Below are 14624 nucleotides of genomic sequence, written 5' to 3'. Positions count from 1 at the left end.
CCATTTCGGGGAGACTTCTGCTCGTTGGAAGGAGAAACAAAAATCGCACAGAAAGACCTAAAGATTCTTAAGGCTCGGAATAGCCGAACCGCGGTACATTATAAACATCACATCCAATAAAAACTTTCAGCAGGAAGAAGGGGGAGCCATGAAAACAACGCCTGCCGTCGTAAGAACGGATAGGGCACCGGCAGCCAAAGAGGCTTTTTATCAGACAAAGCGGTTTCGGCAAAATATTCCGCTATTTGTCATGCTTATACCGGGAGTGCTTTATTATTTGATATTCCGTTACTTGCCAATGGGCGGTCTTGTAATTGCTTTCAAGAACTACAATTTTCACGATGGCATATGGTCAAGTCCGTGGGTCGGGTGGAAATATTTCGAGATACTATTCCAATCCCGCGTTACGCTGCAAATTATTTGGAATACCCTTACCCTGAGCGTTCTGAATCTGGTCTTCGGTTTCCCTGCGCCGATTATTATCGCCATTGCCTTGAATGAGGTCCGGAAGAGCTGGTTAAAGCGCTGGATTCAAACCATTATTTATTTGCCTCATTTTTTGTCATGGGTTATCGTTGCAGGTATTATTCTGACCCTGTTCTCCATCGATGGCGGTACCATCAACAAGTTGTTGGGCCATTGGGGGATGGAGAAGGTACCTTTCCTGTACCGTGCAAACTCGTGGATTGCCATCTTTGTCGGCTCCGGCATGTGGAAGGAGATGGGTTTCGGCGCTATTATCTATCTCGCCGCTCTCTCCGGTATTGACCCCAGCTTATATGAATCCGCGGGGCTTGACGGTGCAGGCAAGCTTAGGCAAATTTGGCATATTACCCTTCCGGGCATTCGTCCTACGATTATCCTACTTCTGATTCTTGGAATGGGACGTCTGATGGAAGTTGGGTTTGACCAGGTTTACAACTTGCAGAATCCCACTGTCATGCAGAATGCGGAAGTCATCAGTACCTATGTGTACAAAGTGGGGCTGCAGCAGGCGCAGTTTGGTCTGACCACAGCCATGGGCTTGTTTGAATCCTTTGTCGGCTTGGTACTTGTGTTGTCGGCCAATGCATTGGCCCGTAAATTCGATCAGGGATTATTCTGAAGAAAGGAGGGAATTCCTCTTGAGGGAATCCACAGGCGGTAAAATTTTCGTAAGCTTTATTCATGTGGTACTGATTATTATTTCGCTCACTTGCATCCTGCCTTTCCTGCATTTGATTGCGCTGTCCGTAAGCTCGGGGCATGCAGTTGACTTGGGTCAGGTTTGGTTCTGGCCGGTGGGGCTTGACTTCACCGTTTATAAATACTTTTTTGAGAATACACCGGCCTTGCGCGCCTTTAGCAACAGCGTGATCATTACCTTATGCGGAACGGCCTTGAGCATGCTTGCCACCGTGCTGACGGCCTATCCCTTATCCCGCCGTTACCTCTACGCTCGCAAGCCGATCACAACGGCCGCATTGTTCACCATGCTCTTTAGCGGAGGCATGATCCCGACTTATCTGGTCATCAATAGCCTGCATTTGACCAATACATACTGGTCGCTTTGGCTTGGTGGGCTGATTAGCACCTATAACATGCTGATTATGAAAAGCTATTTTGAGAGCACTCCGGGAGAAGTGGTGGATTCCGCCCAAATTGACGGCTGCGGCGAGGTCCAACTGCTGTTGCGTATCATATTGCCCTTGTCTCTTCCCATGCTGGCTACGCTGACGTTATTCTACGGAGTGGGTTACTGGAACATGTTCATGAGCGTTATTCTTTATATCAGTAAAACGAATTTGCAAAATCTTACTGTTATTGTTCAGGGAATGCTGCAAATTCAAGGGAACTTTAATATGTCGGCCATGGATATGATGCAGCAGCAGGAAATGGTATCCGAAAAGCTGAAAGCAGTTGGGGTCATGGTTATGGTTGTACCCATGCTGGTGGTATACCCGTTCCTGCAGAAGTATTTTGTCAAAGGTATTATGCTCGGCTCTATCAAAGGTTAGCGGCATTAACGAAATTAATTATAGATTGAGGAGGGTTCCACATGTTGAGACAAACATCCGCACCAAGAATGAAGATCACGTTGGCACTTGGACTATCTGCGGTTATGGCAGCAGGGTCAGTTGGTTGCAGTCAAAAGGAAGAGGGGACAAAGGGACAAGCCAAAGCGATAATTACCGTTTCCAACTACGACAGGGGCAATATTCCCGCAACGGAGGGAACGGTGGAGGAGAACCGTTGGACCAAGTGGATCAATGAACATTCTCCCGTTACGGCCAAGTATGTGCCTGTTGCCCGGGCAGAGTCAGTCAAGAAGCTGAATGTGCTGTTCGCATCGGGCAGTGCGCCGGATATTGTCAATGATTTTGATACGGGTTTTCGGAATTCCCTGTACCAGCAGAAGCAATTGATGCCTTTGGACGATTACTTGCAATATGCACCAGAATACCAAAAGCTGCTGGAAAAGTACCCCCAACTTCGCAAAATAGGCACCAAGGCAGACGGCAAGCTTTACGAGATCGGTAAAATTAATGAGCCACATTTGCAGAGTGTAGCCTTTATCCGGATGGATTGGCTGAAAAAGCTGAAGCTGGAGGTTCCGAAAACCACCGAGGAATTGCTTGTCGTTCTGAAAGCATTCGTTGAGCAGGACCCTGACGGCAACGGGAAAAAGGATACGTATGGAACCAATATGAGCTACACCTCGGACGGCATGGTGGATTCCATGTTCGGATCTTACGGCTGGAAAATATCCAGTGATGACAAGATTATCAGGACTTGGGACAATACGCTGGAGTCTCTTAAATTCAAGAAAAGGTTATTTGAGGAAGGCCTGATCGATAAGGATTACTTGGCGGACAAGAATGGGGCCAAAGCCAAGCAGGATTATCTGAACGGAAAAATAGGCATTTATCTTCCTCCTGTTGTCAGCTCCTGGTTTGAGAGTACTGTAACAGACCTCCAAACGCTTCGAAAGGTGGTTCCAGAGGCGGAGATTGCGCCGATGGCGCAGCCCAAGTCTCCCATGGGGCAATTCGTTCATCATGTCGTCAATCCGATTCAGATGACCACGGTGATCAATGCTGCTGCCAAAAATCCCAAGGCAGCTATGGAATATATCAACTTCATAATCAAGCCGGAGAACGGTTTGATTCTGAGAAAAGGCGTGGAGGGAGAGCATTGGAAAAAAGGTGCGGACGGCTTTCCTAAGGTCATTGATCCAGCAAAGAATGCCAAGGAACTGGACTGGGCCATGGACTACACCATGTTCTACTCGTTCCCCGAGAATCCGCTTCTGACTTCCATCACTGCGTTCGACGTGAGTGATCCTATTCAGAAGGCAGGACTGGAAATGCTGAAGAAAGCTGACGAATTTCTGCTTAATCCCGATGCCCAGTATCCCGCACTAAGTCATTACGAGCATATGCCTAACCTGCCGAGCGATTTGGTTGTAATCAATACCAATGTCGACAAGGAAATGAAGGACATCTACGCTAAAGGCATTATCGGCGGGGCCAAATATACTCCTGAGCAGGCCCTTGCAGATACCAAAGCTGCCTGGGAGAGAGGCGGCGGCAAACAGATTGAGGAGTTCATGAATACCTGGTACAAAGAAAATAAGGACAGAGCTTTCCTAGGTAAGGATATCCTGGAGATGGTTCGCTCCCAACACAAGTAAAGGTTGAAGGGCGTAGAATAGTAGGATGAATGAGGACTTGGTTCGGCAGAGGCTGGGCCAAGTTTGCTTTAGGGCCATTTAATACGAGAAGGAGTATATGAATCATGACAAATGAGATGTTGCTTCAAAAAATCGAACTAGTCGTGGACAAGCTTTTGAATTTGGGCGGCAGCGACTATGAAAAGGATAAGACCGTAGTCCAGGCTGATACAAGGAAAGGAATTGTCCAACGGGATTTCGGAATTGAAGAATGGGACTGGCCCCAGGGGGTTGGCCTTTACGGTCTGTACAAGCTGCAGAAGCATTACAGCGATCACCGATTTATGGCATTTTTTATGAACTGGTATTCCCGAAATTTGGAAGTGGGATTGCCGTCCAAAAACATTAATACGACCGCGCCTTACCTAGCTTTGGTTATGCTCTTGGATCAGTTGGAGCCTTCCAATCAGTTGGAACAACTATGCCGGGATCACGCGGATTGGCTCGTTCATGAGCTGCCCAAAACCAAAGAAGGCGGCTTCCAGCATACAGTCACTGCAATTGGCAACCGGAATGGCGTCCACTTGCACAATGGGCAGTTATGGATTGATACGCTCTTCATGGCGGTTTTGTTTCTAAACCAGGCTGGGCGAAAGTTTAACCGGCCGGAGTGGGAGCAAGAAGCCGTACACCAGATTCTGCTTCATATCAAGTACTTGTTTGACAAACATACCGGACTGTTCTTCCACGGCTGGAGTTTCGAGCGCAATGATAATTTTGGCAGCATCTTCTGGTGCCGGGGCAATTCCTGGTTCACCTACGGCATCGCGGATTACCTGGAAACTTGTCAGGATACGATTAACCCTGGCGTCCGTCAATTTCTAGTTGATACGTATAAAGCTCAGATCAATGCTCTCGTTCCGCTCCAGGCCGCTTCCGGTCTCTGGCACACAGTCCTGCAAGACATTACCAGCTATGAAGAGGTATCGGGATCGGCCGCAATTGCTGCGGGTATCCTTAAAGGCATAAAAGCCGGTATTCTGGATTCCTCCTATCAGACTGTTGCAGATAAGGCCATCCAGGCGGTTTGTCAACATATTAGCGGGGATGGAACTGTGCTGAATGTGTCAGCTGGAACCGGTATGGGAATGGATAAAGATCATTATAAAAATATTACCATCATGCCGATGGCATACGGGCAGTCCCTTGCTCTTATCGCCTTGTATGAAGCTTTAACATAATAGGAGTAAACCGGATTGGGGCATGATGCGCTTTCTTCTTACGTAGACAGGTAAAATGAAACCTTGTTTACTTGGAAGAAAGCGTTTTATAATACAGTATGAAAATCAAGGGGGGAGGGGAGCTGACTGTATCCCACACGCTGGCCGGGGAATATAGCTGGAAAGATTAAGGGCAGCTTTAAGATCAAACTGATCGTGCTGCTCTCGTGTATGGTAACACTTGCCTTTGCCTTAGCAGGCTGGATGGTTTACCGGTCAAATATCCAGTTAATGGAGGGTGAAATCAGCAGGCAGTTCTCCATCGCCAACGAACAGGCTTTGGCCCGACTGGAGATGTCCTTCCAGGAAATCAACCGGGTATCCCAATCGATTATCCTGAATCCGAACATCGAACAGTTCCTCAGGGAGAACACTGTTCCCGTAAGCGATTCCTACACTCAATTCAAGAACCGTAAGTATGTGGAAGAGCAATTGAATATGCTGCTGGTGGATGCGCCGTCTATCCGTTCTGTTTTCTTATACAATGAAAACGGGGAAATGACGGTTCTTTCTAAGAACGGAGCGTCGGGAGAGCCGGGAACAGATGACTTGACCAGGATGATGGATAAGCTTAAGCCCCATCGGGGGAATATGGTCTGGGGCCGGGCCGAGGCGGCAAGCACCATTGATCCCGACGGTCGCAGAACGGTTCTGGTTGCTGCTAGACGGATGCTCAATGAGAAGCTTATCCCATATGGCACCATGGTGTTGGTGATGGAGGAAAGCTTGATATCTAAGGTGCTGCGAGATCTTACGGAGAACGGCAGTGGCAAGGTGCTGCTACTGGAGCCTATGGGCGGTATGCTTTACTCCAATACTGACCAGAGCGAGATGGAGCAACTCTTGGAACTGACAGAAGCAAATTATCCCCGTTACGTCAAAATGAATGGCATCTCCTATTTGTTTGTCCGCCACGAGCTGATTCCGGCAGGATTTACCCTATATGGAGGAGCTTCCTTGCAAGAGATAAAGAGGAAAAATAAAGACATCATTCAGGTATTGGCATTTGCCGGAATCGGCGTGATTCTGCTAAGTGCACTCCTTATTACGATTTCCACCCGGACACTCCTGAAGCCTCTGGCCCATCTGATGCAGGGACTGCGTTTGCTGCGTTCCGGCGATTTCACGGTCCGTGTCAGAGTGGATTCCGGCGATGAGTTGGGCTACATCGGAGATAGCTTCAACAGCATGGCGGAGCAAGTGAGCGAGCTGATCAATAAGGTATATTTGGCGCAAATCAGCCAGAGGGAGTCGGAGTTGAAGGCTATCCAGGCGCAGCTGAACCCTCATTTCCTTCACAACCTGTTCAATGAGCTGTATTGGAAGCTGTATAGCGACGACCAAGAGGAGACGGCGCTTCTGATCAACGCCATCTCGGAGATGTTGAAGTATTCCCTGAAATCAGTTCAGACGGATACGACTCTTGGTGAAGAGCTGCATCAGATCCGCAATTACATCAAGATCCAGACAGAGCTGTTCACTGGCGAGATTGAAACCATAATTCAAGCTGAGGAGTCTCTGCTAAATCTGCGGATGATGCGATCCCTCTTGCTGCCGGTGGTGGAAAATGTTTTTGTGCACGCTTTCAGTGATATGGAGAGTGATCGAGTGCTGCGGATTAAAGCGTTCCTATTCAATGAAGCGCTGCATGTTCAGGTAGCCGACAATGGATGTGGCATGGATAAAGAAACCCTGCGAATTTTGACTGAGGAGGATGCTGTGCTGCCAGACTGCAATAAGACGGGAATCGGCTACAAAAGTGTGTTGAGGCGCATTCAACTTGTATACGGACCCTCTTATGGAGTGGAAATTATCAGCAGTATAGGAAAAGGAACGGTTGTTCACATGACGCTTCCTATTAAGTCCGGGACACTGGGGAGTCATGAGGAGGGGACGGATGAAGGGTAAGATGTTTATTGCAGAAGACCAGCCACACTTCCGTAAGGGGTTGAGGAGGCTGGTAGGGAAGCGGTCCGCCGAGTGGGTGGTCATGGGGGAAGCGGGAAATGGCAGGGACGCCTTGTTAATGATGGAGAAATGTGTCCCGGATCTCTTGTTGACCGATATCCGGATGCCCCATATTGATGGTCTGCGGCTGGCAGAAGAAATCAGAAAGCGCGGTTGGCTAACTAAAATTGTGCTCGTAACCGGATTTAAGGATTTTACATATGCCCAGTCTGCCGTCAAGTTCGGGGTGCTGGACTTTATCACGAAGCCTTGTGTGGAATCGGATATCTTATGTGTACTCGATCGGATTTATGTGCAGCTGATTAAAGAAAGCCAGTCCCAGCTCTTGGTAGAGGGCTGGAAGCGCCAGCATGAAGACAGCGAGCTACGCTCGGCGATCATGGGCATGCCCTGCAACGGTGAAGTGGTGGACGCTCTGCTAAAACGGATGAATCAATGCGAACTGCATTTTCTCCGTGTTCCTACCTATTTCCCGCCGGAGAAGCATTATTCAGACCAGGATGTCCCGCTTTTGCAGTTTGCTTTCTCCAATATAGTCGGGGAGCAGTTGAATAAATGGTTTCCCGGCGGCTTTCGTCTGTTTCCGTTGAACGCTTCGGAGTGGGCTTTATTGGTGGATCGGAGTGCTTCCCGGCAGGATACTTCCTCTTCATGGCTGCAGTTACTCACTGATTCTGTCCATCATTATCTAAGGTTAGTTCTTGAATATAATGGACAAGGGCAATGTACTAGTACAGAGGATTTACACCAAGGCTACAAACGGTATTGCAGGGAAGGGTATAAGCAACACGGTTCTGCGAATGAAGCACTACTCAACCAGACAGCGTTATACGAGAAGGAGAAGGAGATTGTAAGCTGGCTTATGTCGGAGGATAACAGTTTGCTGAGCCGGGAGATGCAGGGGCAAGCTCTCCGGATATGCTATTTACCTCCGCAATCCGCAAAGATCGAAGCGCTGCTGCTGGCTGCTGCCATTCTCCGGCTGGTTCAGGTCCAGTTTCCCGAATGGCAAATGACCGTTCGCCCTATAGAGTGGGATTCTATCTACAAATGTACAACGTCTGAGGAAATTGTAGAATGGCTGAAGGGATACATTCATGAATTCCTGCAGTCCCACAATAACTGGCTTGCTAGTAAGAATGATAATCCCGTCAAGCAGGCCATTCGGTTTATCGAAGAATCATACATGGGGGTATGCGGCTTGGCTGAGGTGGCAGCCCATGTTCATCTCAACCCCAGCTATTTCAGCAATTTGTTTAAAAAGGAGATCGGGGAAAGTGTAACCGTGTACGTCCAAAACCTGCGCGTACAGAAAGCGAAGCTTCTGCTGAAAAGCACGGAAATGAAAATATTCGAAATTTCCGAGGCTACCGGATTCAACGATTCTAATTATTTCACGCATATGTTCAACAAAATAGCGGGAGTCTCCCCGAAGGAATACCGCAAGCAAATGGCTGGACAGTGACTCTTCCAAGAAACCAGCAATCAAACAAACACACTCGTTCCCAATAGGCGGGTGTGTTTGTTTGATTTTGAAATTTTTCGCTCGCGGCAACTCTTCTTTAGTTTCAAGTCAGACTACTCCGAATCCCCCATCCCCCCTGTAGGAATTTGGTCCACCGTCTGCAGTAAGCGGTACTGTCCAGGCGTAGTCCCCATGCGAGATTTGAACAGCTTGCTGAAGTAGCTGACGTTGGCATAGCCGATTTCACGGCAGATATCCTCGAGCGAATACTTGGGCTGCCGCAGCAGTTCGCAGGCTCGTTTGATACGCAGATGAATCAAATGGTCGTTGATCGTTGTACCTGTTGTTTCCTTGAAAATACGGCTCAAAAAGGATGTGCTTCGCTGCACGTGCCCAGCAACCGTCTCGATGGTGATGTTGTTATTATAATTATTTTCCATAAATTCGGTAGCAAGCTGCAGGGTCATATCGTTGAGTTTCAACCGTTTCTCTCGATTGTGCGTGATAATTTGGACGCACATGTCCATCAAGCGTGCCTCCATATCGCGCAGCGTCTGGATACCAGACAGCACGAACGGTCGATCGCCGAGTACGGCGGTCATATCTCCTCCGGTTTGCACCAGCGTTTTGACGATCTCCCCGCTCAATTGGAAGAAAAGTTGCTGCACATTGGCTTTCCTCAGCCTGCGGGCAGTCACTTCTTGCGTGATGCGGCTGATCGTTTCCGCACATTCTTCCTCATGCAACTGAAGCAGCGCCTGAAGCAGCTTGGTCTCTAGCTCGTAGGGATAGTAATAGGTCTCCTCATCCTGCTTCCAAGAGCTGACGATGGAATAGGGCACGATTTCGCCCTTGCCGACATACATTTTCAGGCTGAGCGCTTCGACCGATTCTTCATAGGCGGTTTGGGCCGAATAAGCACCTGAGTGGGTACGACTAACGCCGATCGTAGCCATGATGCTGTAACGGCTCTCCATAGTACGCTGGAGCTTTCTCGCAAGCTCGGTTGGATAATCGTCTTGATTGGTTGGCACAGCAAGAATGATGATCATGATGCGTTCATCGTCTCTAGCGAAGATTTCGCCGTCAATTTCGGGTCCTAGCTCTTCAATCAAACCATATTGAAAGAGATGAAAGTGAAGATTGCCAGTCGAGTCACTCAGCAGAGATTGTTCCTCCAACTCGATCGTCAGGATGGCAAACCGTTCGAAATCCAATTGGAGTCCCAGTAGCTCCGCTGCATCTTTCTCCTGCCCATTGCCCTGATTAGAAATAGCCCTCCCCTTGATAAGATCGCTCAAATATTTCTCCTTAATCGCTGAACGGTTATCCCCAAGTAATGTTTCTACCCGTTCCTTCTCGCTGAGAATCGTCTCCCGGCTATGACGAAGCCGTTCGAAAGCCATCTGAATGAAGCTCGCTTCATCAGCGGCTGGCTGAGGAGCTTCTTGACTCGCACTCTCACCCGTAGAGGGCACAGCAGCCGCATTGGCTCCGCTTATATAGGCGACAACGCTTTTAAGCGGTCGATATAGTCGCTGAGAAATGTAGATCAGCAGCAATATAGCAATGCTAACGTAAATCGCAGATATGGCAGCCACAATCATTTTGATACGGTTAAGGCCCTGAAGCAGAACGGAACGTTTGGTCAAATTAACAAACTTCCACCCTGTCACACTAGAGGTGGTGTAGGTCACGATCCACTGGCGATCGTCAACGTAGGAACCGCTCCCTGGAGCGGATAGCGCGCTTTGATTAAATTTCCCAATGAGGGCTGCTGCCTCTTCCGTTTCACTATAGAGCGGTTCTCCATTGGATCCGAGAACAAGCGTCAGTCCCTTTTTATTATGATAATGGCTCAAATATTCTTTGAAGAGAAGGTCGAGCTTCAAATTGATTACAATAGCTCCATCAACGGGACCGATGAGCGGCATTTTCTGCATTAAACTGGTGGCTAATGTTCCTTTGGCCGCAATACCAGGACGATTGGTTAGCCAAACAGTCCGGTTCGCGGTGTCTTCACTCATTGTCGTTATCCAAGAACGGTCGGTGAAGGAAGAGAGTGGAGACATTTTCATATCGGAACGAGAGGTCAGTACGAGATCAAGCTTATTGTAGACGAGATAAATGGAGTCAATATAAGGATTTAGCTTCTGCTGCTCCTCCAGAAACCGCGTTAAGTCAATAAGTGAAGAGACACTGAGCTTATCATTTATTTTATGAAACAGGTAGGATTGGGTCATGACCATGCTCGAGGCGATATTCTGTATCGCAGTAAGTTCTTTATGAATCAATTCTCGCTGCTGCTCCATGATGGATTGATTATATTCAATGGAATTCTGAATGCTGGTATCGGCAGAAATCGTATAGGTGACCGAGGAAATAAGAATGACCGTGACAACGACGATCGCTGTCATGGACAACAGCAGTTTGACGAAGAGAGATCGGTTGCGAATGAGTTGAAGACTAGGCATCCAAACCCTCCTTTCGTAGTGTTAGCGTTTTCAAGATTAGGTGGATAACGTACTCAGCACCATGCAAATTATAGCACAGAATGAGGGAAGGGGAAGGCGAGAGGCGAAAAACATACGAAAAATCGGATAACATAAGGGGATAAAAACAGCCTCAGAAAGGAAAAACATAAAGAAAATCGAATGAGATCATTGTGTAGTTGTCTGCCACGGGATATCGTAAAGGATGTAACCGTTCCCAATTCCCGGCCGGGGTAGAGCGCGTTAAGGAACGGAAATCATGATGTGAAGCAGGGGGAGATTATTGTGCCTAACTATAAAATGAAACCAGTCGCACTCACCGTATTAGCAGCTAGTATGGCTGCAAGCGTACTTAGCGGATGTGCCGCAGATAAGAAAACAACTTCCGAATCGAGTCAACCGAGTAGCACTGCTGCTGCAAAACCAATTGAAATTACGTGGGGCATTCAATTCCAAGCACCGGCCGTTGTGGCTGATACGCCAGTACAGAAGTGGCTTGAACAGAAATTCAATATCAAAATCAAACCGGTCAAAGTGACCGATGCCAGTATCGCTTCAGGTGACGTACCGGATGTGTTCATGCTGGGAGATCCATCCAATGTATCTGCTTACCAAGCGCAAGGTGTTCTGATGGACTTAGATCCGAATATGGTGAAAGACAAAATGCCGGAATACTATAAAGATGTGATGCAGTCGAAGGCGCTTTTCCAGACGGTAACGTTTAGCGATAAGCTCTGGGCAGTTCCAATGTTTATCGATTTGAAACCATACGACCTCACGATGTTATGGCGCAAAGATTGGCTCGACAAAGTAGGCATCACGAAGCTTCCAGAGACATTAGATGAATTCGAACAGGCGGCTTATGCGTTTGCGAAGAAAGACCCAGACGGCAATGGCAAGAACGATACCTACGGATTAACTGGTACGGCGACGTCAACGTGGTCAACGGGCTTCTACTCGATATTTGGCGCATTTGGCGTACAACCAACGATGTGGCACGAGAAACAAGGAGCGATTATGAACGGTTCCATCATGCCTGAAGCCAAGGCAGCTCTTGAGAAACTGCGCAAATGGTATGCAGACGGCGTGATCGATCCTGAATATATTACGGATACACAAGATTCATACCGCAAGAAGCTGTATAACAGTCGAATTGGTGTGATTGAGGAGCAAGTCGGCAAAGCAGCGCTCGCTGATGGAGCGACAAATATAGCGATGAAAGACATCAATCCGAATGCCAAGCTCCAACTGGGTAAAAATCCGAAAGGACCTGGCGGCAGCGGCAGCTGGGATTGGGGCGTGAAAAGTAATTACATCGTGCTGGGCAACAAGGTGAAGAATGATCCAGCTAAGCTGAATAAGATTTTTGAAATATTGCGAGCAGAGAGCAGTGACGAAGAAACAATCAATATGACGAGTTTGGGTGTCAAAGGGACACAGTGGGATTTTGCAGCGAGCGGAGCGACTTCTGGCGCAACGAAAATCTTAACGGGTTTCGAAAAGCAGGAACAACGTGATGCAGTTGGCATCCGGTTGTTCTCCCTTGGCAATATCACGACTCGGGCTTATCGGGATAAATATTCTAACCCGCAGTTGAACGAAGCGGTTCGTACCTATTCTTCCGCACCGAATCAGACAGATGCGCTATTATTCGCTGCGCTTCCATCCGATGGCAAATATAAGAAGGATTTGACAGCGCTGACGCAAAAATATTTTGCACAAATCATCAGTGGAGAAGTGCCGCTTAGCGATTTCGATAAGTATGTGACAGAGTGGAAAGCCAAGGGTGGAGACGAACTGACCAAGGAAGCTAATGAGATGTACCAGAAGCAGTTCAAAAAATAATCAGCTTGAGAAGCGATTCGTATCCTCGGTAGTACATCGTTAAACGCTGCCGGGGAGGCATCGCAACTGGCCCTGAGGAAGTGCACAAGATATGAAGACGATAATGAAAAATAGGGAGCTGTTTGCGCTCTATTTGTTTGCCTTTGCCTTTTTTCTCATATTCAAATATGGCCCGATCTACGGGGTACTGATCGCTTTCAAAGATTTTCGCGTTGTCGATGGCATCTGGGGCAGCCCCTGGGTGGGCTTTAAGCATTTTGAAGCGCTCTTTCATTCATCCGATTTCTACCGATTGCTAAGTAATACACTGCTGCTGAATCTCTACTTGCTGCTGTTCGCCTTTCCTGCACCGATTGTGCTGGCGCTTCTGCTGAATGAAATTAGATCCCGCTTTTTTCAGCGCTTCGTACAGATGACGATGTATCTGCCGCATTTCGTTTCGTGGGTCATTATGTCCGGCCTTGTCATCTACTTCCTGTCGCCGACCACGGGCATTGTGGCTGAGATCGTGAGTTGGTTCGGTGGGAAACCGGTATTTTATATGGGACATAAGGAATATTTTCGCTCTATAGTGGTGGGTTCAGCCATATTGAAGGATATCGGCTGGGGATCGATTATTTATTTTGCTGCCCTATCGGGCATTAATCCCGAGCTTCATGAATCAGCAACGATGGATGGGGCGAATCGCTGGCAGCGTTTGTTTCATATTAATATTCCGTCGATTATGCCAACCATTGCAATTATGTTCATTCTCAGCCTAGGGGGCTTCTTGAGCGCAAACTTTGAACAAATTATCAACTTGCTCAATCCTGTCACCTTTGATACGGGAGATGTCATTGACACTTACGTCTATCGCGTTGGACTACAACAATTCCAATACAGTTATACAGCTGCGATTGGCTTGTTCAAGTCTTTAGTAGGTTTGCTGCTAATTCTGGGGGCTAACTTCACGGTGCGCAGATTAAGCAAGGGAGAGAGCGGCTTATGGTAGGAGGATTCGCAACATGAGAACTGGAAACTGGCAAGATCGATTAAGCGTTAGTCTTATTTATATTGTACTTGGCATACTTGCCATTATTGTCGTCTACCCTTTTATTCACGTGCTGTCGGTATCGCTAAGCGGGAGGGGAGAGGCGCTTCGCAGCGGCTTTCACTGGATTCCGAGGGATCTCACGCTGACGCCATACAAGGAATTGTTGACGTACCCATTCATCTGGAAAGGATACAGCAATACGCTATTCCGGATGGTTGTTGGCACAGCGCTTACCTTGATCGTTACCGTGTGCGCAGCGTATCCGCTGTCTCGCAATGAAATGCCATGGAAGCGGGTATTGGTACTGCTCCTGCTCTTTACCATGATTTTCGATGGTGGGATCGTGCCGAACTATTTGCTAATCAAGGAGCTTCATCTATTGAATACGCGGTGGGTCTATGTGCTTCCGCATGCGGCGAACGCATTCCAAGTGTTGGTGATGATTTCGTTCTTCCGCTCGATTCCGGATGCGCTAATTGAAGCGGCGAAGATTGACGGAGCGCGTGATCTGCGAATTCTTATTCGTATTATTTTGCCACTGTCTGTCCCTGTTCTAGTTACGATTGGACTATGGTCGCTTGTGTATCACATTAATGCCTTTATGGACAATTTGCTGTATGTGACAGATCAATCCAAGTTCGTGCTGCAGCAGATTGTTCGGCAAATTCTGATCGAGAATAGGCTCGATCCGTTTACAACGGCTGTGAATGAGGTTCCCCCTGCTCCAGAGAGTTTGAAGATGGCAGCGGTTATTGTATCCGCTCTTCCCGTGTTGATCATGTATCCATTTCTGCTGCGCTACTTTGAGAAAGGTACAATGATTGGATCGGTAAAGGGTTGACGCTGTCCTTAATTCGTCTCTCCTGTGAGGAGTAAAAATTTCTTTACG

At 47.9% G+C, this 14624-nt stretch carries 10 protein-coding genes; 9 read left to right on the top strand and 1 reads right to left on the bottom strand.

All coding sequences use genetic code 11. The features are described from left to right. The first annotated feature begins 148 nt into the window (after positions 1-148). The 6 genes from A8708_RS19170 to A8708_RS19145 all read left to right on the top strand — a co-directional run bounded on the left by A8708_RS19170 (position 149) and on the right by A8708_RS19145 (position 8365). Positions 149-1105 (top strand): ABC transporter permease, encoded by a 957-nt coding sequence (locus tag A8708_RS19170; protein WP_068666329.1) that lies wholly within the window; start codon positions 149-151, stop codon positions 1103-1105. A 19-nt stretch (positions 1106-1124) separates the two neighbouring features. After that, positions 1125-1997: a carbohydrate ABC transporter permease gene (locus A8708_RS19165; RefSeq protein WP_068666327.1), complete on the top strand. Its 873-nt coding sequence runs from the start codon at positions 1125-1127 to the stop codon at positions 1995-1997. Between the two features lie 41 nt (positions 1998-2038). Then, complete coding sequence (locus A8708_RS19160) at positions 2039-3673, top strand: extracellular solute-binding protein (protein WP_068666325.1); 1635 nt, start codon at positions 2039-2041, stop codon at positions 3671-3673. Between the two features lie 104 nt (positions 3674-3777). Next, positions 3778-4893, top strand: a complete 1116-nt coding sequence (locus tag A8708_RS19155) for a glycoside hydrolase family 88/105 protein (protein ID WP_068666323.1) — start codon at positions 3778-3780, stop codon at positions 4891-4893. A 210-nt stretch (positions 4894-5103) separates the two neighbouring features. After that, positions 5104-6840 carry a cache domain-containing sensor histidine kinase gene (locus tag A8708_RS19150; RefSeq protein ID WP_082927634.1) on the top strand — a complete coding sequence of 579 codons (1737 nt, stop codon included), beginning with the start codon at positions 5104-5106 and terminating at the stop codon, positions 6838-6840. Then, positions 6830-8365 carry a response regulator transcription factor gene (locus A8708_RS19145; RefSeq protein ID WP_068666319.1) on the top strand — a complete coding sequence of 512 codons (1536 nt, stop codon included), beginning with the start codon at positions 6830-6832 and terminating at the stop codon, positions 8363-8365. The genes A8708_RS19150 and A8708_RS19145 overlap by 11 nt, the downstream gene beginning before the upstream one ends. Positions 8366-8478: 113 nt before the next feature. On the opposite strand, the gene A8708_RS19140 is transcribed toward A8708_RS19145, so the two are convergent. Further along, on the bottom strand, positions 8479-10839 hold the full coding sequence (locus A8708_RS19140) for a helix-turn-helix domain-containing protein (RefSeq protein WP_068666317.1): 2361 nt from the start codon (positions 10837-10839) through the stop codon (positions 8479-8481). A gap of 303 nt (positions 10840-11142) precedes the next feature. On the opposite strand from A8708_RS19140, the gene A8708_RS19135 reads away from it, so the two are divergent. From A8708_RS19135 to A8708_RS19125, 3 genes are all read left to right on the top strand, one after another. After that, positions 11143-12702, top strand: a complete 1560-nt coding sequence (locus A8708_RS19135; RefSeq protein ID WP_068666315.1) for an extracellular solute-binding protein — start codon at positions 11143-11145, stop codon at positions 12700-12702. Positions 12703-12793: 91 nt separating this feature from the next. Next, entirely contained in the window at positions 12794-13693 is a 900-nt protein-coding gene (locus tag A8708_RS19130) for an ABC transporter permease (RefSeq protein ID WP_068666313.1), read from the top strand. A gap of 13 nt (positions 13694-13706) precedes the next feature. Further along, the gene (locus tag A8708_RS19125; protein WP_068666311.1) at positions 13707-14576 is read left to right on the top strand and encodes a carbohydrate ABC transporter permease; all 870 of its coding nucleotides are present in this window, start codon (positions 13707-13709) and stop codon (positions 14574-14576) included. Positions 14577-14624 lie beyond the last annotated feature (48 nt).

Origin of the sequence: Paenibacillus oryzisoli, from assembly GCF_001653565.1 — a bacterium.
GTDB classification, from domain to species: Bacteria; Bacillota; Bacilli; order Paenibacillales; family NBRC-103111; genus Paenibacillus_E; species Paenibacillus_E oryzisoli.
This window is presented reverse-complemented; position numbering and strand designations above follow the sequence as displayed.

What these genes read in the sequence shown, in the direction of transcription:
- A8708_RS19170 (WP_068666329.1), top strand. Translation starts at nt 149, where the DNA reads ATGAAAACAACGCCTGCCGTCGTAAGAACGGATAGGGCACCGGCAGCC.
- A8708_RS19160 (WP_068666325.1), top strand. Translation starts at nt 2,039, where the DNA reads ATGTTGAGACAAACATCCGCACCAAGAATGAAGATCACGTTGGCACTT.
- A8708_RS19155 (WP_068666323.1), top strand. Translation starts at nt 3,778, where the DNA reads ATGACAAATGAGATGTTGCTTCAAAAAATCGAACTAGTCGTGGACAAG.
- A8708_RS19150 (WP_082927634.1), top strand. Translation starts at nt 5,104, where the DNA reads ATGGTAACACTTGCCTTTGCCTTAGCAGGCTGGATGGTTTACCGGTCA.
- A8708_RS19145 (WP_068666319.1), top strand. Translation starts at nt 6,830, where the DNA reads ATGAAGGGTAAGATGTTTATTGCAGAAGACCAGCCACACTTCCGTAAG.
- A8708_RS19140 (WP_068666317.1), bottom strand. Translation starts at nt 10,839, where the DNA reads ATGCCTAGTCTTCAACTCATTCGCAACCGATCTCTCTTCGTCAAACTG.
- A8708_RS19130 (WP_068666313.1), top strand. Translation starts at nt 12,794, where the DNA reads ATGAAGACGATAATGAAAAATAGGGAGCTGTTTGCGCTCTATTTGTTT.
- A8708_RS19125 (WP_068666311.1), top strand. Translation starts at nt 13,707, where the DNA reads ATGAGAACTGGAAACTGGCAAGATCGATTAAGCGTTAGTCTTATTTAT.